The organism is Enterobacter sp. 241F3 (genome assembly GCF_034106785.1).
GTDB lineage: Bacteria > Pseudomonadota > Gammaproteobacteria > Enterobacterales > Enterobacteriaceae > Enterobacter > Enterobacter vonholyi.
Genome location: NZ_JAWNDD010000005.1, coordinates 220,523 through 245,215, shown reverse-complemented (window position 1 = coordinate 245,215; position 24,693 = coordinate 220,523). Strand labels below are relative to the sequence as shown.

The window sequence follows — 24,693 nt, the reverse complement described above, 5'->3', positions numbered from 1 at the left end:
ATTGTCGCTTTCGCCAATAACCTCACAAACACCATGAGATTATCAGAAAAAAGCCGGCCGACTGGCCGGCTTTTCGATTACATCACCAGGCGGCGAATGTCGCTCAGCATGTTGTTGATGATGGTGATGAAGCGAGCACCATCAGCACCGTCGATCACGCGGTGGTCGAAGGACAGAGAGATTGGCATCATCAGACGCGGTACGAACTCTTTGCCATTCCACACCGGCTCCATCGCGGACTTAGACACACCGAGGATAGCCACTTCCGGCGCGTTCACAATCGGCGCGAAGTGGGTGGTACCCAGGCCGCCGATGCTGGAGATAGTGAAGCAGCCGCCCTGCATTTCGCCGGCAGTCAGCTTACCATCGCGCGCTTTCTTGGAGATCACGGTCAGTTCACGGGACAGCTCAGTGATGCTCTTCTTGTTCACGTCTTTGAAGACCGGAACAACCAGACCATTTGGCGTATCAACCGCAACACCGATGTTGATGTATTTCTTCAGCGTCAGCTTCTGGCCGTCTTCGGACAGGGAGCTGTTGAAGCGTGGCATCTGTTCCAGAGCCGCAGCAACCGCTTTCATGATGAAGACCACTGGGGTGAATTTCACGTCCAGTTTACGCTTCTCAGCTTCGGCGTTCTGCTGTTTACGGAACGCTTCCAGATCGGTGATATCGGTTTTGTCGAAGTGCGTAACGTGCGGGATCATCACCCAGTTACGGCTCAGGTTCGCACCAGAGATTTTCTGGATACGGCCCAGCTCCACTTCTTCGATCTCGCCGAACTTGCTGAAGTCCACTTTCGGCCATGGCAGCATGCCCGGGATACCGCCGCCAGCGGCTGCAGCTGGTGCAGCTTCGGCGCGTTTCACCGCGTCTTTCACGTAGGTCTGAACGTCTTCGCGCAGGATACGACCCTTACGGCCGGTCCCTTTCACTTTCGCCAGGTTAACACCGAATTCGCGCGCCAGGCGACGAATCAGCGGGGTAGCGTGGACGTAAGCGTCGTTTTCAGCGAACTCTGATTTTTCTGCTTTTGCAGCAGGGGCAGCGGCTGGTTTAGCAGCCTGAGCCGGTGCAGCAGCCGGTGCTGGAGCAGCCGCGGCAGCCGGAGCAGCGGCAGGCGCAGCGCCTTCCACTTCGAAGACCATGATCAGAGAGCCGGTAGACACTTTGTCGCCGGTGCTGATTTTGATCTCTTTAACGGTACCCGCGAATGGCGCAGGGACTTCCATAGAAGCCTTGTCGCCTTCAACGGTGATCAGTGACTGTTCAGCGGCAACTTTGTCGCCCACTTTTACCATCACTTCGGTGACTTCAACTTCGTCACCGCCGATGTCCGGTACGTTAACGTCTTTCGCGCCGCCAGCAGCGGCTGGTGCTGCGGCCGGAGCCGGAGCAGCGGCCTGTGCAGGCGCGGCAGCAGGGGCAGCACCCGCCACTTCGAAGATCATGATCAGGGAGCCGGTAGACACTTTGTCGCCAGTGTTGATCTTGATCTCTTTAACGGTACCCGCGAACGGAGCCGGCACTTCCATAGAGGCTTTGTCACCTTCTACGGTGATCAGTGACTGCTCGGCCGCAACGGTATCGCCCACTTTCACCAGGATCTCAGTGACTTCAACTTCGTCACCGCCGATATCCGGCACGTTCACTTCTTTTGCAGCTGCGGCAGCTGCTGGAGCAGCGGCGGCCGGAGCGGCTTTCTTCTCTTCCTGCGCAGGTGCAGCAGCTGCTGCACCGTCGGCGGAATCGAAAATCATGATCAGTTTGCCAGTCTCGGTTTTATCGCCAACAGAGACTTTGATCTCTTTAACGATGCCAGCCTGAGGAGACGGGACTTCCATAGAGGCTTTGTCGCCTTCTACGGTGATCAGCGACTGTTCAGCTTCAACTTTGTCGCCTACTTTGACCAGGATCTCGGTGATTTCAACTTCATCAGCCCCGATGTCCGGTACATTGATTTCGATAGCCATTATTCTTTTACCTCTTACGCCAGACGCGGGTTAACTTTTTCTGCATCGATGTTGAATTTGGTGATTGCGTCTGCAACCACTTTCTTATCGATTTCGCCACGTTTAGCCAGTTCGCCCAGTGCTGCTACAACCACGTAAGAAGCATCAACTTCGAAGTGGTGACGCAGGTTTTCGCGGCTGTCAGAACGACCGAAGCCGTCAGTACCCAGTACGCGATAATCATCAGCTGGAACGTAAGTACGAACCTGCTCAGCGAACAGTTTCATATAGTCAGTAGACGCCACCGCTGGCGCGTCGTTCATCACCTGAGCGATGTAAGGAACGCGTGGGGTTTCCATTGGGTGCAGCATGTTCCAGCGCTCACAATCCTGGCCATCACGCGCCAGTTCAGTGAAGGAGGTAACAGAGTACACATCGGAACCGACACCGTAGTCTTTCGCCAGGATCTGCGCTGCTTCACGAACGTGACGCAGGATAGAACCGGAGCCCAGCAGCTGAACTTTACCTTTGCTACCTTCGATGGTTTCGAGTTTGTAGATACCTTTACGGATACCTTCCTCGGCACCTGCTGGCATTGCCGGCATGTGGTAGTTTTCGTTCAGGGTGGTGATGTAGTAGTAAATGTTCTCCTGCGCTTCACCGTACATGCGCTGCAGACCGTCATGCATGATGACCGCCACTTCATACGCGTAAGACGGGTCGTAAGAGATACAGTTAGGGATAGTCAGAGACTGAATGTGGCTGTGACCATCTTCGTGCTGCAGACCTTCACCGTTCAGGGTCGTACGACCGGAAGTACCACCGATCAGGAAGCCGCGAGCCTGCTGGTCGCCTGCCTGCCAGCACAGGTCACCGATACGCTGGAACCCGAACATGGAGTAGTAAATGTAGAACGGGATCATCGGCAGGTTGTTGGTGCTGTAAGAGGTCGCAGCAGCCAGCCAGGATGCGCCTGCGCCCAGCTCGTTGATACCTTCCTGCAGGATCTGACCTTTCTCGTCTTCTTTGTAGTATGCAACCTGCTCACGGTCCTGCGGGGTGTACTGCTGGCCGTTCGGGCTGTAGATACCGATCTGACGGAACAGACCTTCCATACCGAAAGTACGCGCTTCGTCGGCGATGATTGGCACCAGGCGATCTTTGATCGACTTGTTCTTCAGCATCACGTTCAGGGCACGAACAAAAGCGATAGTGGTAGAGATCTCTTTGTTCTGCTCTTCCAGCAGCTGAGAGAAGTCTTCCAGCGCTGGCAGTTCCAGCTTCTCGGTGAAGTTTGGCTGACGAGCTGGCAGGTAGCCTTTCAGCGCCTGACGACGTTCGTGCAGGTACTTGTGCTCTTCAGAACCTTCCGGGAAGGTGATGTAAGACAGGTTTTCTACCTGCTCATCGGTGACTGGAACGTTGAAACGGTCGCGGATATAACGCACGCCGTCCATGTTCATTTTCTTAACCTGGTGAGCGATGTTTTTACCTTCTGCGGTATCACCCATGCCGTAACCTTTGATGGTATGGGCCAGGATTACAGTCGCTTTACCTTTGGTTTCACGCGCTTTTTTCAGTGCAGCGTAGATTTTCTTCGGATCGTGACCACCGCGGTTCAGGGCCCAGATCTGCTCATCAGTCCAGTCTGCAACCAGGGCTGCGGTTTCTGGATATTTGCCGAAGAAGTGCTCACGAACGTAGGCACCGTCTTTGGATTTGAAGGTCTGGTAGTCACCGTCAACGGTTTCGTTCATCAGCTGGATCAGTTTACCGCTGGTGTCTTTACGCAGCAGTTCGTCCCAACGGGAACCCCACATCACTTTGATCACGTTCCAGCCAGCACCTGCGAAGATGCCTTCCAGTTCGTTGATGATCTTGCCGTTACCGGTTACCGGACCATCCAGACGCTGCAGGTTACAGTTGATGATGAAGCACAGGTTGTCCAGCTTCTCACGGGTTGCGATGGTGATCGCACCTTTGGATTCTGGCTCATCCATTTCGCCGTCGCCCAGGAAGGCGTATACGGTCTGCTCAGAGGTGTCCTTCAGACCACGGTGTTCCAGATACTTCAGGAATTTAGCCTGGTAGATCGCACCGATTGGGCCCAGACCCATAGATACGGTTGGGAACTGCCAGAATTCAGGCATCAGTTTAGGGTGCGGGTAAGAAGACAGACCTTTACCGTGAACTTCCTGACGGAAGTTGTTCATCTGCTCTTCAGTCAGACGACCTTCCAGGAATGCACGTGCATAGATGCCCGGAGAGATGTGGCCCTGGAAGTACACCAGATCGCCGCCGTCTTTCTCGTTCGCTGCACGGAAGAAGTGGTTGAAGCACACTTCGTAAACGGTCGCAGAAGACTGGAAGGACGCCATGTGGCCACCCAGTTCCAGGTCTTTCTTGGATGCGCGCAGAACGGTCATAATGGCGTTCCAGCGGATTGCAGAACGGATACGACGTTCCAGATCCAGATTGCCCGGGTATTCCGGTTCGTCTTCGACGGCAATCGTGTTTACGTAGTTGCTAGCCCCTGCACCTGAAGCAACCTTCACGCCGCCTTTGCGGGCTTCAGAAAGCAGCTGATCAATCAGATACTGAGCGCGCTCAACACCTTCTTCACGGATGACCGATTCGATCGCCTGTAGCCAGTCGCGAGTTTCGATCGGATCCACGTCATTTTGGAGACGTTCTGACATGGGGGTATTCCTTATCTATCTAATACGTTGATTTGTCTGGAACCTGTCCCATTGTGCTCTTGGGCAAGAACACAATAAGACAGGTTCTGCGTTTAGTTGCCGCGCTCTAAAAGTACCTGGCGCTTAATCCTTTCGTTGCTGTATGCGGCGTAATGAACGTTCGCGACGCGATTGTTCACGGCTGCGGTCCAGCAAGATTTCCTCAATGAAAGCCAGATGGCGGTGCGACGCTTCGCGCGCCTGCTCCGGTTCCCCGGCCATTATCGCCTCGAATACTCGGGTGCGATGGTTGCTTACCAGTGGGAGCATGTCCCGACGGGCATACAACAATTCAAAATTTTGACGAACGTTCTGGGCCAGCATCGGCTCCATGCAGCGTAGCAGATGGAGGAGCACCACGTTGTGGGCCGCTTCGGTGACGGCGATTTGATACTGGACGACGGCGCTGGACTCGGCGTCTAAATCGCCGGACTGCTGTGCCCGTTCAATGGCCTGATGCAGTTCGCGGATACGCACGCGATCTTCATCAGTGCTGCGAAGGGCGGCGTAATAGGCCGCAATACCTTCCAGCGCGTGACGGGTCTCAAGCAGGTCAAACTGGGATTCTGGGTGGTCAGAGAGAAGTTCTACCAGCGGATCGCTGAAGCTCTGCCACAGGCTGTTTTGCACAAAGGTTCCGCCGCCCTGACGACGAAGCAGCAAGCCCTTTGCTTCGAGACGTTGAATCGCCTCACGCAGAGAAGGACGTGAAACGTCGAACTGTTTTGCCAGCTCGCGTTCTGGCGGAAGTTTCTCACCCGGGCGCAGAGTCCCTTCGAGGATTAAAAACTCCAGCTGCTGCTCAATCACATCAGATAGTTTTGGTTGGCGAATTTTGCTGTAGGCCATATTCCCTGTCTTACGCCTTTTTGCCCGGAGTCAATTGGTCTTACCAATTTCTATTTCGTATCGCTAAAGTAACAAAGTATTCACCTTCTGTCCATATTGGTTTTGATTGAAATCAGTAAACCCTGCACATTTTAACAACCTTACAGAAATAACGTTTCAGAAATGTAACTTTGCACAAATGAGTTGATTACTCCCAAAGAGGGAGTTTTAACCATAATGAAACGAGGGTTTTTGCAATCTGAAGCGATTCAACAAGGCAAATAATGAAAATTCGCCCACTTACGGAGCATTTCTATTCTATAGGTTGGGAGAGGAACAACGAGCGGGCCGATTTACAAATGCTTTCTTTTTATTCAAGTCGTCATCACCCCTTCATAAAGCAGGTGCATTCGCAGGCACTTACCACTATTCTGGCGCTTACGGAAGTCACCTCCGCTTTTTTCGGTCTCGTTAACCGTAAAGAAATAAATACAGAATATGGATTTTCATAATTACACACGCTCAGCGTGAACATAACAACCACACACGAGGTTTCAAATGGAAGCTCAACAGCACGGCGATCAGCTAAAGCGCGGGCTTAAAAACCGCCATATACAGCTCATCGCACTGGGCGGTGCGATTGGTACCGGCCTGTTTCTGGGCAGCGCATCCGTTATCCAGTCAGCCGGTCCGGGCATTATTTTGGGTTACGCGATTGCGGGTTTCATTGCTTTTCTGATCATGCGCCAGCTGGGTGAAATGGTGGTTGAAGAGCCGGTCGCCGGCTCCTTCAGCCACTTTGCCTATAAATACTGGGGCAGCTTTGCCGGTTTCGCCTCGGGCTGGAACTACTGGGTGCTGTACGTTCTGGTTGCCATGGCTGAGCTTACCGCCGTCGGGAAGTACATTCAGTTCTGGTACCCAGAAATCCCAACCTGGGCTTCTGCTGCAGCCTTCTTCGTCATTATCAACGCCATTAACCTGACGAACGTTAAAGTGTTCGGGGAGATGGAGTTCTGGTTTGCCATCATCAAGGTCATTGCCGTGGTGGCGATGATTATCTTCGGCGGCTGGCTGCTGTTCAGCGGCAACGGCGGCCCGCAGGCCACCGTGCGCAACCTCTGGGAACAGGGCGGATTCTTGCCTCACGGCATGACCGGTCTGGTGATGATGATGGCCATCATTATGTTCTCCTTCGGCGGTCTGGAACTCGTGGGAATCACCGCCGCTGAAGCCGACAACCCGGAGCAAAGCATTCCGAAAGCCACTAACCAGGTTATCTACCGCATTCTGATCTTCTATGTGGGCTCATTGGCCGTGCTGCTCTCCCTGCTGCCATGGACGCGCGTCACCGCCGACACTAGCCCATTTGTGCTGATCTTCCACGAGCTGGGCGACACCTTTGTCGCCAACGCCCTGAACATCGTGGTACTCACCGCCGCGCTCTCCGTTTACAACAGCTGCGTATACTGCAACAGCCGCATGCTGTTCGGCCTGGCCCAGCAGGGTAACGCGCCAAAAGCGCTGCTCAACGTCGATAAGCGCGGCGTGCCGGTAAACACGATTCTTGTTTCGGCGGTCGTGACCGCGCTGTGTGTGCTCATTAACTACATGGCACCGGAATCGGCGTTTGGCCTGCTGATGGCGCTGGTGGTCTCTGCCCTGGTCATCAACTGGGCGATGATCAGCCTGGCGCACATGAAGTTCCGCCGCGCAAAACAGCAGCAGGGTGTCACCACGCGCTTCCCTGCCCTGCTCTATCCGCTGGGTAACTGGATCTGCCTGCTGTTTATGGCAGCCGTGCTGGTGATTATGCTGATCACCCCGGGTATGGCGATTTCCGTCTACCTGATCCCGGTCTGGATTGCGATCCTGGGCGTGGGCTATCTGTTCAGTCAGAAAAGCCGTAATGCCATGAAGGCACACTAAGCCTCTCTTCGCGGCACCTGCTTTTGCGGGTGCCGCGCGTTGTTACCTCCTTCACACTTTCACGTCCACAGCGCATTTATCCATATCACCGCCCTGATACTGCAACGCATATATTCCTTTGCCAGCAAATAATTCTCTCCATACCGTAAACCGGAGAGCTGTCGATGGATAACAACAAACTGTCAGTAAAAGAAAAGATCGGCTATGGGATGGGCGACGCGGGATGCAACATCATCTTTGGCGCCATCATGTTGTTTGTTAATTATTTTTATACGGATATTTTTGGCCTCGCCCCTGCGCTGGTCGGCGTGCTGCTGCTTTCCGTGCGCGTGATTGACGCCGTAACGGACCCGATCATGGGCGCGATTGCTGACCGTACCCGCAGCAAATATGGCCGGTTTCGTCCATGGCTGCTGTGGATCGCCTTCCCCTACGCGCTGTTCAGCATCCTGATGTTCACCACGCCTGAGTGGAGCTATAACAGCAAAGTTATCTATGCGTTTGTCACCTATTTCCTGCTGTCGCTTACCTATACCGCCATCAATATCCCCTATTGCTCGCTGGGCGGGGTGATCACCAACGATCCAAAAGAACGTGTGGCCTGCCAGTCCTATCGCTTCGTGCTGGTCGGCATCGCCACGCTGCTGCTCTCATTAACGCTGCTGCCGATGGCCGACTGGTTTGGCGGGGACAACAAAGCCAAAGGCTACCAGATGGCGATGACCGTTCTGGCGCTGATTGGCACATGCATGTTCCTGTTCTGCTTCGCCACCGTGCGCGAGCGCGTGCGTCCGGCGGTGCAGACCAATGACCAGCTGAAAAATGACCTGAAAGACGTGTGGAAAAACGACCAGTGGGTGCGCATTCTGCTGCTGACGCTCTGCAACGTCTGCCCGGGCTTTATCCGCATGGCGGCCACCATGTATTACGTGACCTGGGTGATGGGTCAGAGCACTCATTTCGCCACGCTGTTTATCAGCCTGGGCGTCGTCGGCATGATGCTCGGCAGCGTGCTGGCAAAAGTGCTGACCGACCGCTGGTGCAAACTAAAGGTCTTCTTCTGGACCAATATCGTGCTGGCGATTTTCTCCTGCGCCTTTTATTTCTTCGACCCGAAAGCCACCGTCACCATCGTGGTGCTCTACTTCCTGCTGAACATCCTGCACCAGATCCCGTCTCCGCTGCACTGGTCGCTGATGGCCGACGTGGACGACTACGGCGAGTGGAAAACCGGGAAACGCATTACCGGGATCAGCTTCTCCGGCAACATCTTCTTCCTGAAGCTGGGGCTGGCGATTGCCGGGGCGATGGTCGGCTTCCTGCTCTCCTGGTACGGTTATGATGCGGGAGCAAAAGCGCAGAGCGCGGACGCCATTAACGGGATCGTGCTGCTCTTTACCGTCATTCCCGGCATTGGATACTTAATTACCGCGGGTGTAGTACGACTGCTGAAGGTGGATCGTGAAACCATGAAGCAGATCCAGTCCGATCTGGAAAAACGCCGCAACAACTATCAAGAGCTGAACGATTATCAGGAACTGAAAGCTGCTGAGACTAAATAAGGAAAGCCGAATGCAAACCTGGCCAAACCCGTTTATCGAACAACGCGCCGATCCGTACATTTTACATCACGAGGGGCAGTACTATTTTATCGCCTCCGTGCCGGAGTACGACAGGCTGGCGATCCGCCGCGCAGCGTCGCTGGAAGGCTTACGTCATGCCGAAGAAGTGGTGGTCTGGCGTAAACCCGAGACCGGACCAATGAGCCAGCTGATTTGGGCGCCGGAACTGCACCACATTGACGGGAAGTGGTACATCTATTTTGCTGCGGCGCACACCCAGGCGCTCGACGCGCTCGGGATGTTCCAGCACCGCATGTTTGCCATTGAATGTGCCGACAGCGATCCGCTTACCGGCACGTGGGTGGAAAAAGGGCAGATCAAAACGCCTTTCGATACCTTCGCCCTGGACGCCACCACCTTTTTGCATCAGGGGAAACGCTGGTATCTGTGGGCGCAAAAAGCGCCGGATATCACCGGGAACTCCAACCTTTATCTGTGTGAAATGGCGAACCCGTGGACGCTGAAAGGCGAGCCGGTGATGATCAGCAAGCCGGAATACGACTGGGAGTGTCGCGGGTTTTGGGTCAACGAAGGCCCGGCGGTACTGGTTCACGGCGATAAGCTGTTTATCAGCTATTCCGCCAGCGCTACCGACGAGAACTACTGCATGGGGCTGCTGTGGATAGACCTGAACGCGGATCCGCAAAACCCACTGAACTGGCAAAAATCTCCGCACCCCGTATTCGTGACCAGCTACGAAAACCGCCAGTTCGGCCCGGGCCATAACAGCTTTACGCAAATGCCGGAAGGGGGCGATGTGCTGGTGTATCACGCGCGGAATTACACCGAAATTGAGGGCGATCCGCTGTACGATCCGAATCGCCATACCCGCCTGAAGCTTGTCCGCTGGAATGAAAACGGGATGCCTGATTTCGGCATCCCGCCCGCGGATACGCTTTAGACTTTGCGGCGCGCTGGCTTACACCAGCGTGCCGTAGATAGTCAGCAGCGCCACGATAACCACCACCACAAACGACGTTTTCTTCGCCATGGAGACAGCGGCTTTCGGCGTTTCAATCTTGTCGGTATGCGGCTCACGTGCCAGCGAGAACTGCGCCAGACGCGTTAGCACCTGATACTGCGACGTATGGCGATCGGCAAGAGAAGCAAACCACGCGGGCAACGCTTTTTCACCGTGGCCAATTAACGCGTAAACCACGCCCACCAGACGCACCGGGAGCCAGTCTAGCACGTGCAGGATGGCATCGATGCCGGACAGCAGGCGTTCATGCGGGGTCAGATAGCGGGCAAGCCAGGTCTGCCAGGCGCGCAGGAACGCATACCCCATCAGCAGTACCGGCCCCCACGGGCCGCCCACTACGAACCAGAATAGCGGCGCCAGGTAGTAACGGAAGTTAATCCACAGCAGCGCGTTTTGCAGCTCGCGCAGAAACTCGCGCTCGTCGCAGTCAGGCGGCACGCCGTGGATCATGGTCAGTTCGCTCGCCATGGCACTGCGCGCATGGGCATCATCACGGGAGGCGGCTTTCAGGTAGGCGTGATAGTGCAAACGCACCTTGCCCGCACCAATGCACAGCACGCCGAGCAGGATCCACACCACCAGCAGCGGCACGTTGAAAAACAGTCCGTACAGCGAGCGCAGGAGCAGGAACGTAATCACCATCACACCCGCCATCATCAGCAGCGTGCGCAGCATGGAAAAGTGCTTGATACGGCGGAATAACACCTCCAGCCGGTGATCCAGATGCCAGTGCTCACCGAGCTTGAACAGGCGTTCAGCGATGATGACCAGCAGCATGGTAAACAACGTCATGGTATCTCCTTATTCTGACGACGCGGTGAGCATGGCACGAAAGCGGGGCCAGTCGAATGCCGGGCCGGGATCGGTTTTTCTCGCCGGGGCAATATCGCAGTGCCCGGTAATATTGTCGGCGATTGCCGGGTAAAGTCCGATAAGCGTGCGGGTCACAGCCGCTAGCTGTTGATACTGTGAATCGGTGTAGGGCGTGGTATCCGTGCCTTCCAGTTCGATCCCGATAGAAAAATCATTGCACCGCTCGCGCCCGTGATACACCGACACCCCGGCATGCCAGGCGCGCTTATCAAAAGGAACATACTGAACCACTTCACCATCGCGACGAATCAGGCAGTGAGCCGATACGCGCAGATGTGCAATTTCAGCAAAGAAGGGATGAGCATCGGGATCAATCGTTCCCGTGAATAACGCATCAATCCACGGGCCGCCAAATTCACCCGGCGGGAGACTAATATTATGAACCACCAGCAGTGTGGGCTTTTCATCCTCCGGGCGGCAATCGTGGTGCGGCGAGGGCACACGCCGCGCATCCACCAGCCATCCGTTTTCTAACAACATGCTGGAACTCCTTCTGTATGGTGCAATGACTCGGTTCAGAGTAGCATGTTTCAATATTATGATTCGTTACCAATTTGGAGTTTTATCATGCCGCCTCGCCGCTACAACCCCGACCACCGACGTGAAGCGCTTCTGGAACGTATTAATATGGATATTCCGGCAAGCGTCTCCCATGCTTTGAAAGAAGATCTGGGCGGTGATGTTAATGCCGAAAAGGATATTACCGCACAATTGTTGCCGAAAGAGACGCGCTCCCACGCGGTCATTATCACCCGCGAAGAGGGTGTTTTTTGCGGCAAGCGCTGGGTTGAAGAGGTCTTTACTCAACTGGCGGGTGATGATGTGCAGATTATCTGGCACGTTGAAGACGGCGATGCGATTACGGCAAACCAGCCGCTGTTTGAACTGGACGGTCCTTCCCGCGTCTTGCTGACTGGCGAACGTACCGCGCTCAACTTTGTACAAACGCTCTCTGGTGTCGCCAGTGAAGTACGTCGCTACGTTGACCTGCTGGCAGGCACCCGCACCCAGCTGCTGGATACCCGCAAAACGCTGCCGGGCCTGCGCACGGCGCTGAAGTATGCGGTGCTGTGCGGCGGTGGCGCAAACCATCGTCTGGGCCTGTCCGACGCCTTCCTGATTAAAGAAAACCATATTATTGCCTCTGGCTCCGTGCGTCAGGCAGTGGAGAAGGCCTTCTGGCTGCACCCTGATGTGCCGGTTGAAGTGGAAGTGGAAAACCTGGACGAGCTGGAGCAGGCGATTAAGGCCGGGGCCGATATCATCATGCTCGATAACTTCGAAACCGAGCAGATGCGCGAGGCGGTAAAATTGACTAACGGCCGGGCCCAGCTTGAAGTGTCCGGGAACGTCACCTTCGAAACGATCCGTGAATTCGCCGAAACCGGCGTGGATTACATCTCCGTCGGCGCGCTGACCAAACACGTTCGCGCCCTCGACCTCTCAATGCGCTTCAAATAATGCATTCTCCCCTCTCCGCCCGGAGAGGGGAATTTCAGCCCCGCTCGCATATCCGCTGTTCTTCCCTGCAACGCGGCATAAATTCTCTGAATGTGCTTTCCCGTTCACTTTTTTGCCCCTCGTATCTGCCCTTTCGCGCTGACAGAGTAGCTCCACTAAACGTAAGGAGCAGATATGAACAGACAACACGGATTCACTCTCATTGAGCTGATGGTGGTCATCGGCATTATCGCGATTCTGAGCGCCATCGGCGTACCAGCCTATCAGAACTACCTGCGCAAAGCGGCGCTGACCGATATGCTGCAAACCTTCGTTCCTTACCGCACGGCCATTGAGCTTTGCGCACTTGATCACGGAGGCGTGGAGAGCTGCGATGCCGGCAGCAACGGTATCCCTTCCCCCACCACGACACGCTACGTTTCAGGAATGAGCGTGGCAAAAGGGACCGTGACCTTAACAGGACAGGAGAGTCTTAACGGGCTGACGGTAACCATGACGCCACGGTGGAACGACGGCAACGGTATGACGGGCTGGACGCGCGACTGTAAGATCGGTGCTGATAGCGCCCTGAAACAGGCCTGCGAAGACGTTTTCCGCTTCGACAACAACTGAGGAGCGGATAATGAATACCGAGCAACTCGTGGCGCTTTGTCTGCGCCACCGCGCGCTGCTGCTCACCAGCGACAGTGACATGGTCAGCATTGCCGTCGTGGGAAGCCCCGCGGCTGAACTCATGGAGGCGCTGCGCTTCGCCACCCAGAAACGAATTGATATTGAGTGCTGGAGCGCTGAGCGCATGGAAAAACACCGGCAGCTAACGTCCCAATCACATCTGCCCGGCATTACGCAAACATACTCAACAGTTGATGTCCTCAACCACACGCTGCAGCAGGCAATCAACCGACGCGCCTCTGATATTCATATCGAACCGATGGAGCACGCGTGCCAGATTCGTTTACGTATCGACGGCGTACTTTGCCCTCAGCCTCCCCTTGCCGCTGAACTGGCAAGCCTGTTCAGCGCACGTTTAAAGGTGCTGGGTAACCTGGATATTGCAGAACGTCGTTTGCCCCAGGACGGTCAGTTTACGATTGAGCTGGCAAACGAGCCGGTCTCATTTCGGATCGCGACGCTTCCCTGCAGCGGTGGTGAGAAAATTGTGCTGCGTCTCTTGCATCAGGTTCAGCAGGCCCTTGAGCCTGAAGCGCTTGGTATGAGTGCTGAACAACTGGCCCGTTTCAACGAGGTGCTCCACCAGCCGCAGGGGCTGATTCTGGTCACCGGCCCTACCGGCAGCGGCAAAACCGTGACGTTGTACAGCGCGCTGCAGGCGCGTAACACCCCTGACGTCAACATATGCAGCGTGGAGGATCCCATTGAGATCCCCCTTGCGGGTTTAAACCAGACGCAGATTAATCCCCGGGCGGGTTTAACATTCCAGAGCGTGTTAAGGGCGCTGCTACGTCAGGATCCCGACATCATTATGGTCGGCGAAATCCGTGACGGTGAAACGGCAGAAATTGCCATTAATGCCGCCCAGACCGGTCATCTGGTACTGTCAACGCTGCACACCAACTCGACGACAGAAACCCTGATTCGACTGGAGCAGATGGGCGTCGCGCGCTGGATGATATCTTCCGCGCTGTCGATGGTGATTGCCCAGCGACTGGTCCGGCGCCTGTGCCCACATTGTCGTCGGGAAGCCAGCGAGCATGCTGAATTACCGCGCGCCGTATGGTCCAGACCACTTCCTCGCTGGCAGTCCACCGGCTGCGATCGCTGTTATCACGGTTTTTATGGCCGCGTGGCTATTTTTGAAGTACTTGCGGTCGACAATGCGCTGCGACAGGCCATTGCCAGCGGAGCGGGAACAGAATTGATAGAAGCGAGCGCCCGGCAGGCGGGAATGATTTCTCTTTTCGAGCACGGTTGCATGGCCGTCGAACAAGGGCTGACCACGCTCGAAGAACTGGTGCGCGTGCTGGGAATGCCAAATGGCGGCTAATCAACTCTGGCGCTGGCGAGCGCTCACCAAAGAAGGTGAACTCCGAAGCGGGACACTCTGGGCCACAGACCGCAATGCCGCCTTCACCCGGCTAGTGCGGAGCGATCTCCATCCTTTGACGCTGACCCGATGCGCTCAGCAACACCGCTGGCGGCCACATCACTGCTACGAGATGTTTCGCCAGCTTGCAACGCTTCTGCAGGCCGGGCTGACGTTGTCCCACAGCCTGCAGATGCTGGCAGAGCAACATCCGTTAAAACCGTGGCAGGCACTGCTGCAAAGTATTGCCGATGAGCTCGGTGAGGGAGCCCCCTTTTCTGAGTCGCTAAAAAAGTGGCCAGCCGTTTTTAGCCCACTGCATGTCTCGATGGTGAAAACCGGTGAGCTCACAGGGAAACTGGAGGAGTGTTGTCGCCAGCTCGCGCAGCAGCAAAAAGCGCAGCAGGAGCTCAGAGCAAAGGTAAAAAAAGCCCTGCGCTATCCGGCGATTGTCCTGACGCTGGCCGTGCTCGTGGTGCTGGCGATGGTTGTCCTGGTCTTGCCCGAGTTTGCCGCGATCTATAAAACGTTTAACGCTCCGCTTCCCCTGCTGACACAGATGGTCATGGGGATGGCCGCCTTTATCCAGTCCTATGCCCTCGCGTTGTTCGCCGCGTTATTAGCGCCCTTGGCCACTGCCTGGGCTCTGCGGCAGAACCCTCGCTGGCAGCGCATGCTGATGTATACGCCCGTGATGGGCGCGCTGGCAAAAGGGCAAAAACTGGGACACATCTTTACCGTGCTGTCACTCACGCAGCAGTCCGGAATCCCCTTTCTACAGGGCCTGGAGAGTGCAGAGGAGACCGTTGAAAGTCGGTACTGGCAGGGAATACTCCGTGGCGTTCGGGAGGACATTGAAAAAGGTCTCCCCGTCTGGTCATCCTTTAATAAAGCGGGCATCTTTACCCCGCTGTGTATTCAGCTTTTACGAACCGGCGAAATATCAGGTGCGCTGGATATCATGCTGGCAAACCTCGCCCGGCATCACACGGAACAGACCTTTCAACGAGCAGATAGCCTGGCGGCCCTTCTGGAACCGGTGCTTCTGATTGTGACAGGGGTCATCATCGGCACGCTGGTGGTGGCAATGTACCTGCCGATTTTCCATCTGGGGGATGCGTTGAGTGCGGGATAGTACAGCAGGGCTGGCGCACGGGCATGCGCCAGCGAAAGCCATTACAGGCTATTGAATACGCGGTTTTCTTGTTCCTGAACGCGAATAAACGTCGTACGCTTTGTCAGCTCTTTCAGACGGGATGCTCCAACGTAGGTGCAGGCAGAGCGCAGGCCGCCGAGGATATCGCGTGCGGTGTTTTCAACCGGGCCGCGCAGAGGCAGCTTCACGGTTTTGCCTTCTGCCGCACGGTATTTTGCTACGCCACCGACGTGACGGGTCATCGCAGACTCAGAGCTCATACCGTAGAACAGCATGAATTTCTCGCCGTTCTCTTCAACTACGGTACCACCGCTCTCTTCGTGACCTGCCAGCATACCGCCGAGCATCACGAAGTCCGCGCCGCCGCCGAAAGCCTTTGCGACATCACCCGGCATGGTGCAACCGCCGTCGCTGATGATCTGTCCGCCCAGCCCGTGCGCCGCATCGGCACATTCAATGACGGCGGAGAGCTGCGGATAACCGACGCCGGTTTTGACGCGTGTCGTGCATACAGAGCCCGGACCAATGCCCACTTTCACGATATCGGCACCGGAGAGGATCAGCTCTTCACACATTTCACCGGTCACCACGTTGCCCGCGATGATGGTTTTCGTCGGCCAGGCCTCACGCGCCTTGCTGACGAACTGCACGAAGTGCTCGGAGTAACCGTTCGCCACGTCAATACAAACGAAGTTGAGCGCCGGGTTAGCGTTCAGGATCTGTTTGGTCTTCTCGAAATCCGCATCGGAGGTGCCGGTAGAAACCATCACATGCTTCACTACGTCAGCAGATGTGGACGCGACAAACGCATTCCACTCTTCAGGGCTGTAATGTTTGTGCACGGCGGTGAGAATATCAAACTGTGCCAGGGCGGTTGCCATCTCAAAGGTACCCACAGTATCCATGTTGGCAGCGATGATCGGCACGCCAGACCAGGTCTGACCGGAATGCTTAAAGGTGAATTGACGTTCGAGTTCAACGTCTGAGCGACTTTTCAGTGTAGAGCGTTTAGGGCGGATAAGAACGTCTTTGAAACCTAACTTCAGATCTTCTTCGATACGCATGTGCGGATTCCTGGGGTTAGAGGCAAATATGTAAAAAGCACAACTCCAGTGACGCTATCATACGCACTAATACCTGCTCCGCAAGACTGCGAAATTCTCTTTTTTTACGCTACAATCCTATAAATTTACCTGGTCAAAAGCCGGTAAACAGGGCTAAACAGTTGCTGGTGCATCTGAGAGTTTTAATCCACTGATTTTAATAATGAATAATTCCCAGGATTTGATTTAATGGGGTATATCGTTGCATTAACCGGCGGCATCGGTAGTGGTAAAAGTACCGTTGCGGACGCGTTTTCTCGTTTGGGTATCACGATTATCGATGCCGATATCATTGCCCGCCAGGTGGTAGAGCCCAATACACCCGCGCTTAAAGCCATCGCAGAACATTTTGGCAATGCAATCATCAATGCCGATGGCACGCTAAATCGCCGTCAGCTTCGCGAATGCATTTTTTCTGATTCTGCGGAAAAAGCCTGGCTTAATGCCCTGCTCCACCCCATCATCCACCAGGAAACTCAGCGTCAGATAGCCGCAGCCCGCTCGCCCTATGTCCTGTGGGTGGTTCCGCTACTGGTGGAAAATCAGCTGCATCAGAAAGCCGATCGGGTGCTGGTGATTGATGTTGAACCCGAAACGCAAATCCAGAGAACCATGACGCGCGATCGCGTTTCGCGGGAGCATGCTGAACAAATTCTTGCCGCTCAGGCTACGCGCGCTCAGCGTCTTGCCGTCGCGGATGATGTTATTGATAATAACGGCGCACCAGATGCCATTGCATCGGATGTTGCCCGTCTGCACGCGCAGTATCTGACGTTCGCCGCGCAGGCCGTTGCACAGGAAAAACCATAATGTCGACACACATCCTTTTTGAGCATCCGCTCAATGAAAAAATGCGCACCTGGCTGCGTATCGAATTTCTTATTCAACAACTTTCACAACATCTGCCGGTTAACGATCATGCCACCGCATTGCACTTCTTCCGCAACGTAGGCGATCTGCTGGATGTGATTGAACGCGGTGATGTCCGCACAGAATTACTCAAAGAGCTGGAGCGCCAGCAGCGTAAATTGCAGGCATGGACAGAGGTCCCCGGCGTAGATCAGAGCCGTATCGACGCGCTCCGCCAGCAGTTGAAAAGCAGTAGCGCCGTCCTGATGGCCGCGCCACGCGTCGGGCAGTTTTTGCGCGAAGACCGCCTGATTGGTCTGGTGCGCCAGCGTCTGAGCATCCCTGGCGGCTGCTGTAGCTTCGACCTGCCGACGCTGCATATGTGGCTACATATGCCACAGGCTCAGCGTGACGCGCAGGTGAACAGCTGGCTGGCAAGCCTGCAGCCAATGCACCAGACGCTGTCGCTGATCCTCGACCTGATACGTAACTCTGCGCCGTTCCGCAAGCAAACCAGCCTGAATGGTTTCTACCAGGACAACGGTGATGATGCCGATCTTCTGCGTCTCAATCTGTCTCTCGGCGAACAGCTTTACCCACAGATTTCCGGGCATAAGAGCCGTTTTGCGATTCGCTTTATGCCGCTGGACAGTGAAAATGGCACCGTGCCGGAACGTCTCGATTTTGAACTGGCCTGTTGTTAAGGAGTGCCGATGTCTGATGTCACCACCGTAAGCTGCCCAACCTGTGGTAAAACCGTTGTCTGGGGCGAAGTCAGTCCGTTCCGCCCATTCTGCTGCAAGCGCTGTCAGCTCATTGACCTGGGCGAATGGGCGGCGGAAGAGAAACGCATTCCAAGCAAAGGCGATCTCTCGGACAGCGATGACTGGAGTGAAACCCAGCAGTAATCTGTAAAGCCTGCTGGCACTTCGCTCAGCAGGCCTACGGTTGTGCGACTAACCGCAGGATCACGGGCTCATTAGCTGGCGGGAATTTTTCGGCATCACTTGCCTGAAGCTCTACCCAGTTACCCGGCTGTCCCTCTTTTCCCCAGGGTTCACCTTCCCATTTTTCCACCAACCAGAACCACAGCGTGATGTGCCTGTCCGGAAACTGGTACTCAAGCTTATCAAACAGCGTTGCGCCAAGCGGAGTGATCCCCACCTCTTCCTGAAGCTCGCGAACCAGCGCCTCTTCCGGCGTTTCACCTGACTCGATTTTACCGCCTGGAAACTCCCACTTGTTCGCCATATGGGCGTCGGCAGCGCGCTGGGTGATGAAGATTTGGTTTTGCGGGTTGCGAATAATCCCGACGGCAATTTGCAGTATTTTCATATTGTCACTTCCATAAAAAAGGCGCAGATTTCTGCGCCTTTTTGTTTTTTTATGAACTTAGCTCAGGCGGCCGTGGCACGCCTTGTACTTTTTACCGGAACCACACGGGCACGGATCGTTACGACCCACTTTACGATCGCCGGTCTGCGCGGCGATCGCCGCTGCAGCTTCGCTGTCGTCGGCCTGGTGGCTCAGCTGTTGCATTTGTGCCAGACGCTCGGCTTCTTCACGACGCTGCTGCTCCATCGCTTCTACCTCTTCCGGCATGCGCACCTGAACCTTGCTCAGGGTGCTGATCACTTCATACTTCAGCGACTCCAGCATAGACGCAAACATGGAGAAGGATTCACGCTTGTATTCCTGCTTCGGATCTTTCTGCGCATAGCCACGCAGGTGGATACCCTGACGCAGGTAGTCCATAGCCGCCAGGTGCTCTTTCCACAGGGAATCCAGGGTCTGCAGCATCACGCCTTTTTCGAAGTGACGCATCATCTCAGCGCCAACGACCTCTTCCTTACGCTTGTATACGTCCAGCGCGGTTTCAAAGATACGTTCACGCAGGGTCTCTTCGTGTAGCTCAGGCTCTTTATCCAGCCACTCTTTGATTGGCAGATCGAGGTCAAAGTCGTTTTTCAGGCGTTCCTGCAGGCCTTCGATATCCCACATTTCTTCCAGAGACTGCGGTGGAATATGCGCGTCGATGGTGGCTTTAAACACATCTTCACGAATGCTGTTAATGGTTTCGCTCACGTCGGAGACGTCCAGCAGTTCGTTACGCTGGGTGTAGATCGCACGACGCTGATCGTTAGCCACGTCATCATATTCCAGCAGCTGCTTACGAATATCAAAGTTGCGGCTTTCCACTTTACGCTGTGCGTTAGCAATCGCTTTAGTCACCCACGGGTGCTCAATGGCTTCGCCAGGTTTCATCCCCAGCTTACGCATCATGCCGGACACGCGGTCGGAGGCGAAAATACGCATCAGCGCATCTTCCATAGACAGGTAGAAGCGGGATGAACCGGCATCACCCTGACGACCCGCACGGCCACGCAGCTGGTTATCAATACGACGAGATTCATGACGCTCTGTACCGATGATGTGCAGACCGCCGGAAGCCAGAACGGCATCATGACGAACCTGCCAGTCGGCTTTGATCTGCGCAATCTGTTCTGGCGTTGGGTTTTCCAGCTCCGCCACTTCAGCCTGCCAGCTACCGCCCAGCATAATATCGGTACCACGACCCGCCATGTTGGTGGCGATGGTGACGGCAGCCGGATAACCCGCCTGCGCAACAATGTCTGCCTCTTTAGCGTGGAACTTGGCGTTCAGAACGTTGTGCTTGATGCCTGCTTTGGTCAGCTCGTTGGAAACCACTTCAGATTTCTCGATGGAGATGGTCCCCACCAGAACCGGCTGGCCTTTTGCGGTACGTTCGCGAATGTCTTCAATGATTGCCTGGATTTTTTCCGCTTCGGTCATGTACACCAGATCCGGCATATCCTTACGGATCATCGGACGGTTGGTTGGAACGACCACGGTATCCAGCTTGTAGATAGAGCTGAATTCAAACGCTTCGGTATCAGCAGTACCGGTCATGCCCGCCAGCTTCTCGTACAGACGGAAGTAGTTCTGGAAGGTGATAGACGCCAGCGTCTGGTTTTCATTCTGAATATCCACACCTTCTTTGGCTTCCACAGCCTGGTGAAGACCGTCAGACCAGCGACGTCCCTGCATGGTACGGCCGGTGTGTTCATCGACGATGATCACCTCGCCGTCTTTAACGATGTAATCGACGTCGCGGGTGAACAGCGCGTGGGCACGCAGCGCGGCGGTCACGTGGTGCATCAGCATGATGTTGCTCGGGGAGTACAGAGACTCGCCCTCTTCCATAATGCCTTCAGCAACCAGCAGTTCTTCAATTTTCACCAGACCACGTTCGGTCAGGTTCACCTGGCGCGCTTTTTCATCAACGGAGAAGTGGCCTTCACCCTGGAAGGTATCCGAGTCCTCTTTCTCCTGACGCAGCAGGTGTGGAATGATTTTGTCGACTTTACGGTACATCTCGGAGCTGTCTTCAGCCGGGCCGGAGATGATAAGCGGAGTACGCGCTTCATCGATCAGGATGGAGTCCACCTCATCCACCAGCGCGTAGTGCAGCTTACGCTGGACGCGCTCTTCAGGGCTGAACGCCATGTTGTCACGCAGGTAGTCGAAGCCGTATTCGTTGTTGGTGCCGTAGGTAATATCCGCGTTATACGCTTCACGCTTGGCTGGCGCAGGCAGGCCGGACATGTTGATGCCGACAGTCATACCGAGGAATTCGAAAAGTGGACGGTTGTTTTCGGCGTCACGCTGTGCCAGATAGTCGTTGACGGTAACGACGTGAACGCCTTTACCGGTCAGCGCGTTCAGGTAAGCCGGCAGCGTTGCGGTCAGGGTTTTACCTTCACCGGTACGCATTTCCGCGATGCAGCGCTCGTTGAGCACCATACCACCCAGCAGCTGAACGTCGAAGTGACGCATGCCGAATACACGCTTACTCGCTTCGCGCACGACAGCAAACGCTTCCGGGATCAGGCTTTCTAAGGTTTCACCTTTTTCCAGACGCGCACGAAATTCCGCTGTTTTCGCTTTAAGCTCGTCATCAGAGAGCTTCTCCATCGCCGGTTCCATACCGTTGATGACGGCAACTGCTTTGCGCATACGGCGCAGGGTACGATCGTTACGACTACCAAAAACTTTAGTTAACAATTTGATTAGCATAATAAATTCTCAAACGCCCCATTGTGGGCAGATAAATTAAGGTATTGAAAAAGTTAATTTAGCTGAGGCGTTGCGGCCCGGCGCGAATGCCGTGAGCCTGGCTAATCCAGGTTGAAACAGAGAATGAAACAGGTGAAACAAACTCACGTTGCGTCGACTGACGAACTATGACCGGCGGCTGGCTGTCCTGCGTGAGCAGCGCGTTAAGCGTGTCCAGCAGGGCAAGATGCTGAGCCTGCACCGGCAGCGCCTCTTCCGCAACAGGCATGGCCTGCGGTGCCATCGCAAACGACAGATGGCGGATAACCGTGCGGATAGCGTGCTGGTGCCAGTAATCGACGGTGAAGTTTGGACGGCGGCTGGCTTCAAGCCACGCAAGGTTAGTAAAGTTAACCCGCGTGTTGAAATCGTGTTTAGTCGTGGAGGTTTTTGCGGGCGTCGCCGCTTCGGCACTGTTGCTGAGCGCAGGCAAGCCAAAGCTTGCCGCGACCATCCCTAATAAGAGATGCGGCCAGAAGTAACGTCTGCCAAATTGTCGCCAGCGCGTCAGTATTCCGCTCACCTGCTCCACCCAATAAGCCAGCCTTGCAGAGGCTGAGTTCAGTTATTCTTTTAGCGCCCAGATAGTATCACTAAAGCCAATGCACATCAGCAGGAATGAGGTGCCGCTGCGGGGAAAAACGGTCAAGAATGCAGCTAACGCACACATTTTCTGCGAAGGACAAACAAGAGATAACGCTGGGGCAAACTAAGAAGGGTAAAAATAAAAACGACTGGTCTTCCTGGTCGGAGAGAGTACCAGGTTAACCAGTCGATTTTTTTACGAAACGGCGTGAACCGTTACGCCAGAACCATGCTCGGTGCTTTGAAAGCCAGCGGCAGCTCAGCTTCGTCTTCGAAGGTCACATATTCCCAGGCTTCCTGTTTTGCCAGGACGGCCTGCAACAGTTTGTTGTTCAGCGCATGACCGGATTTGAACGCGGTAAATGCACCAATGATGTTGTGACCACACATGAACAGGTCGCCAATAGCATCCAGCATTTTGTGACGAACGAATTCATCTTCGAAACGCAGGCCGTCTTCGTTCAGTACGCGATAATCGTCAACAACGATGGCACAATCGAAGCTGCCGCCCAGGCACAGGCCGCGGGACTGCAGATATTCGATATCACGCATGAAGCCAAACGTACGGGCTCGGCTGATCTGGCGCATAAACGCATCGGCAGAGAAGTTCATCGCATAGCGTTGGGTGCTGGAGTCAATCGCCGGATGGTTAAAGTCGATGGTAAAGTCCAACGAGAAACCATTGTACGGTTTGAATTCAGCCCATTTGTCGCCATCTTCGACGCGAACGGTCTCTTTGATGCGAACAAATTTCTTCGCGCAGTTCAGTTCTTCGATGCCAGCATCCAGCAACAGATAGACGAACGGTGCAGCACTGCCATCCATAATCGGGATTTCTGGCGCATCGACTTCAACAATAATGTTGTCGATACCCAGTCCCGCCAGGGCGGCGTTCAGGTGCTCAACGGTAGAAATCCGCACGTCATGCTCGTTCACCAGACAAGTACAGAGCATAGTATCACGCACAGATTTGGCATCGGCCGGAAAATCTACCGGTGGATTCAAGTCGGTGCGACGATAGATGACCCCGGTATTGGCCGGCGCAGGGCGTAACGTCAGCGTGACTTTCTTGCCGGTATGTAAACCGACACCCGTCGCCTGAACGATACGTTTAAGTGTCCTTTGTTTGATCATCGTATAATCTCGCCAAATTAACTATCCAACCGAGAGTGTACATCACTAACGGTGGGCCAGTTTAGCACAAAGAGCGCAAATCCCCAAATTCCAGCCAATTCTTAGTCAGCTTGCTTACGCAGGAACGCCGGGATATCCAGATAATCTGGCTCTTTCGCCGTTTGCGGCGTTGGGTCGTTCACCACTTTCGCGGCCGGTTTCTGCTCCTGAGTCAGAGGAGACATACCGTGCTGCTGGTAACGATCCATTACCGGTTGCTGAGTCTGCTTGTTAGTCACTAAGGTGATCTCAGGACGTTTGTCCATGCCGATACCGGTAGCAACAACGGTAACACGCAGCTCGTCGTTCATTTCAGGGTCAAGAGAAGTACCGATTACCACGGTAGCGTTGTCAGAGGCGAACGCACGGATAGTGTTACCCACGGTTTCGAACTCATCCAGACGCAGGTCAAAGCCAGCGGTAATGTTGACCAGCACGCCGCGCGCACCAGACAGATCGATATCTTCCAGCAGTGGAGAAGAGATGGCCATTTCAGCCGCTTCTTCTGCACGATCTTCACCGCTCGCCACGCCAGAGCCCATCATCGCGTAGCCCATTTCGGACATCACGGTGCGAACGTCTGCAAAGTCAACGTTCATCAGGCCAGGACGGGTAATCAGTTCAGCGATACCCTGGACCGCGCCTTTCAGCACGTCGTTTGCTGCGCCGAATGCGTCCAGCAGGGAGATACCGCGCCCCAGAACCTTCAACAGCTTGTCGTTAGGGATGGTGATCAGCGAGTCCACATGCTTGGACAGCTCGGTGATACCCTGCTCCGCGAATGCCATACGCTTCTTGCCTTCAAAGTTGAAAGGCTTGGTCACGACAGCAACGGTCAGGATACCTAAATCTTTAGCTACTTCAGCCACAACAGGTGCTGCGCCGGTACCCGTACCGCCACCCATACCTGCTGCGATGAAGACCATGTCCGCACCTTCCAGTGCAGCGCGCAGCGCTTCACGATCTTCTTCAGCCGCATTGCGACCAACTTCCGGGTTAGCCCCTGCTCCCAGCCCTTTGGTGATACCACCGCCGATCTGGATAGTCTGGCCTACAGCCGTCTTACGCAGTGCCTGCGCATCGGTGTTAACTGCGAAGAATTCAACACCTTCAATGCGTTCACGCACCATATGCTCTACGGCGTTACCGCCGCCGCCACCGACGCCGATGACTTTAATCACCGCGTCGTTGGTCAGTTCCATAGGTTCAAACATAATTTCTCTCTCCGTTGTGCCTGTCGCCCGAGACCGCTAATTCTCTC

At 55.0% G+C, this 24,693-nt stretch carries 22 protein-coding genes; 11 read left to right on the top strand and 11 right to left on the bottom strand.

The genetic code is table 11. The features are described 5' to 3' along the window. Window positions 1–77: 77 nt before the first annotated feature. The 3 genes from aceF to pdhR all read right to left on the bottom strand — a co-directional run bounded on the left by aceF (window position 78) and on the right by pdhR (window position 5,539). Window positions 78–1,973 (bottom strand): pyruvate dehydrogenase complex dihydrolipoyllysine-residue acetyltransferase, encoded by a 1,896-nt coding sequence (gene aceF, locus UR504_RS15435; protein WP_111964021.1) that lies wholly within the window; start codon window positions 1,971–1,973, stop codon window positions 78–80. A gap of 14 nt (window positions 1,974–1,987) precedes the next feature. Beyond that, a complete protein-coding gene (gene aceE / locus UR504_RS15430; protein WP_028015529.1) occupies window positions 1,988–4,651 on the bottom strand; it encodes a pyruvate dehydrogenase (acetyl-transferring), homodimeric type in 2,664 nt (887 codons plus the stop codon). 123 nt (window positions 4,652–4,774) lie between these two features. Then, window positions 4,775–5,539, bottom strand: a complete 765-nt coding sequence (gene pdhR / locus UR504_RS15425) for a pyruvate dehydrogenase complex transcriptional repressor PdhR (protein WP_008501960.1) — start codon at window positions 5,537–5,539, stop codon at window positions 4,775–4,777. Window positions 5,540–5,802: 263 nt separating this feature from the next. Between pdhR and UR504_RS15420 the strand changes: the two genes are divergently transcribed. The 4 genes from UR504_RS15420 to UR504_RS15405 all read left to right on the top strand — a co-directional run bounded on the left by UR504_RS15420 (window position 5,803) and on the right by UR504_RS15405 (window position 9,970). After that, window positions 5,803–6,030, top strand: coding sequence for a hypothetical protein (locus tag UR504_RS15420; protein WP_127729634.1), 228 nt, complete (start codon window positions 5,803–5,805; stop codon window positions 6,028–6,030). Between the two features lie 46 nt (window positions 6,031–6,076). Continuing rightward, window positions 6,077–7,447: an aromatic amino acid transporter AroP gene (gene aroP, locus UR504_RS15415; RefSeq protein WP_045355157.1), complete on the top strand. Its 1,371-nt coding sequence runs from the start codon at window positions 6,077–6,079 to the stop codon at window positions 7,445–7,447. Window positions 7,448–7,611: 164 nt separating this feature from the next. Further along, on the top strand, window positions 7,612–9,009 hold the full coding sequence (locus tag UR504_RS15410) for a glycoside-pentoside-hexuronide (GPH):cation symporter (RefSeq protein WP_115876428.1): 1,398 nt from the start codon (window positions 7,612–7,614) through the stop codon (window positions 9,007–9,009). 10 nt (window positions 9,010–9,019) lie between these two features. Then, window positions 9,020–9,970 (top strand): family 43 glycosylhydrolase, encoded by a 951-nt coding sequence (locus UR504_RS15405; RefSeq protein ID WP_302235807.1) that lies wholly within the window; start codon window positions 9,020–9,022, stop codon window positions 9,968–9,970. A gap of 18 nt (window positions 9,971–9,988) precedes the next feature. Here the strand turns inward: UR504_RS15405 and ampE are convergent, their stop codons facing one another. Together ampE and ampD are read right to left on the bottom strand one after the other, a co-directional pair. Beyond that, window positions 9,989–10,843, bottom strand: coding sequence for a beta-lactamase regulator AmpE (gene ampE / locus UR504_RS15400; RefSeq protein WP_111964025.1), 855 nt, complete (start codon window positions 10,841–10,843; stop codon window positions 9,989–9,991). A gap of 9 nt (window positions 10,844–10,852) precedes the next feature. Next, window positions 10,853–11,404 (bottom strand): 1,6-anhydro-N-acetylmuramyl-L-alanine amidase AmpD, encoded by a 552-nt coding sequence (gene ampD / locus UR504_RS15395; protein ID WP_115876430.1) that lies wholly within the window; start codon window positions 11,402–11,404, stop codon window positions 10,853–10,855. Window positions 11,405–11,491: 87 nt separating this feature from the next. Here ampD and nadC point away from each other — a divergent pair, with 87 nt between their 5' ends. The 4 genes from nadC (at window position 11,492) to hofC (ending at window position 15,564) form a co-directional block, all read left to right on the top strand. Then, window positions 11,492–12,385 carry a carboxylating nicotinate-nucleotide diphosphorylase gene (nadC, locus tag UR504_RS15390; RefSeq protein ID WP_115876431.1) on the top strand — a complete coding sequence of 298 codons (894 nt, stop codon included), beginning with the start codon at window positions 11,492–11,494 and terminating at the stop codon, window positions 12,383–12,385. 174 nt (window positions 12,386–12,559) lie between these two features. Next, entirely contained in the window at window positions 12,560–12,997 is a 438-nt protein-coding gene (ppdD, locus tag UR504_RS15385) for a prepilin peptidase-dependent pilin (RefSeq protein ID WP_111964028.1), read from the top strand. A 10-nt stretch (window positions 12,998–13,007) separates the two neighbouring features. Further along, on the top strand, window positions 13,008–14,390 hold the full coding sequence (gene gspE / locus UR504_RS15380; RefSeq protein WP_252093403.1) for a type II secretion system protein GspE: 1,383 nt from the start codon (window positions 13,008–13,010) through the stop codon (window positions 14,388–14,390). After that, window positions 14,380–15,564, top strand: coding sequence for a protein transport protein HofC (hofC, locus tag UR504_RS15375; protein ID WP_115876433.1), 1,185 nt, complete (start codon window positions 14,380–14,382; stop codon window positions 15,562–15,564). The genes gspE and hofC overlap by 11 nt, the downstream gene beginning before the upstream one ends. 41 nt (window positions 15,565–15,605) lie before the next feature. Here hofC and UR504_RS15370 read toward each other — a convergent pair whose 3' ends face one another. Next, a complete protein-coding gene (locus UR504_RS15370) occupies window positions 15,606–16,649 on the bottom strand; it encodes a GMP reductase (RefSeq protein WP_127729618.1) in 1,044 nt (347 codons plus the stop codon). Window positions 16,650–16,877: 228 nt separating this feature from the next. Between UR504_RS15370 and coaE the strand changes: the two genes are divergently transcribed. The 3 genes from coaE to yacG are packed head-to-tail and all read left to right on the top strand — an operon-like array spanning window position 16,878 to window position 18,445. Beyond that, window positions 16,878–17,498: a dephospho-CoA kinase gene (coaE, locus tag UR504_RS15365; protein WP_115876434.1), complete on the top strand. Its 621-nt coding sequence runs from the start codon at window positions 16,878–16,880 to the stop codon at window positions 17,496–17,498. Then, window positions 17,498–18,241: a cell division protein ZapD gene (zapD, locus tag UR504_RS15360; protein ID WP_302235802.1), complete on the top strand. Its 744-nt coding sequence runs from the start codon at window positions 17,498–17,500 to the stop codon at window positions 18,239–18,241. Before coaE ends, zapD begins: the two co-directional genes overlap by 1 nt. Window positions 18,242–18,250: 9 nt before the next feature. Continuing rightward, window positions 18,251–18,445 carry a DNA gyrase inhibitor YacG gene (yacG, locus tag UR504_RS15355; protein WP_045401034.1) on the top strand — a complete coding sequence of 65 codons (195 nt, stop codon included), beginning with the start codon at window positions 18,251–18,253 and terminating at the stop codon, window positions 18,443–18,445. A 34-nt stretch (window positions 18,446–18,479) separates the two neighbouring features. On the opposite strand, the gene mutT is transcribed toward yacG, so the two are convergent. From mutT to ftsZ, 5 genes are all read right to left on the bottom strand, one after another. Next, window positions 18,480–18,872 (bottom strand): 8-oxo-dGTP diphosphatase MutT, encoded by a 393-nt coding sequence (gene mutT, locus UR504_RS15350; protein ID WP_302235799.1) that lies wholly within the window; start codon window positions 18,870–18,872, stop codon window positions 18,480–18,482. A gap of 57 nt (window positions 18,873–18,929) precedes the next feature. Next, window positions 18,930–21,635 (bottom strand): preprotein translocase subunit SecA, encoded by a 2,706-nt coding sequence (gene secA, locus UR504_RS15345; protein WP_302235797.1) that lies wholly within the window; start codon window positions 21,633–21,635, stop codon window positions 18,930–18,932. Window positions 21,636–21,693: 58 nt separating this feature from the next. After that, window positions 21,694–22,197 (bottom strand): secA translation cis-regulator SecM, encoded by a 504-nt coding sequence (gene secM / locus UR504_RS15340; protein WP_164850615.1) that lies wholly within the window; start codon window positions 22,195–22,197, stop codon window positions 21,694–21,696. Between the two features lie 278 nt (window positions 22,198–22,475). Next, window positions 22,476–23,393: a UDP-3-O-acyl-N-acetylglucosamine deacetylase gene (lpxC, locus tag UR504_RS15335; protein WP_008501977.1), complete on the bottom strand. Its 918-nt coding sequence runs from the start codon at window positions 23,391–23,393 to the stop codon at window positions 22,476–22,478. A 101-nt stretch (window positions 23,394–23,494) separates the two neighbouring features. Then, window positions 23,495–24,646: a cell division protein FtsZ gene (gene ftsZ / locus UR504_RS15330; RefSeq protein ID WP_008501978.1), complete on the bottom strand. Its 1,152-nt coding sequence runs from the start codon at window positions 24,644–24,646 to the stop codon at window positions 23,495–23,497. Between the last annotated feature and the right edge of the window lie 47 nt (window positions 24,647–24,693).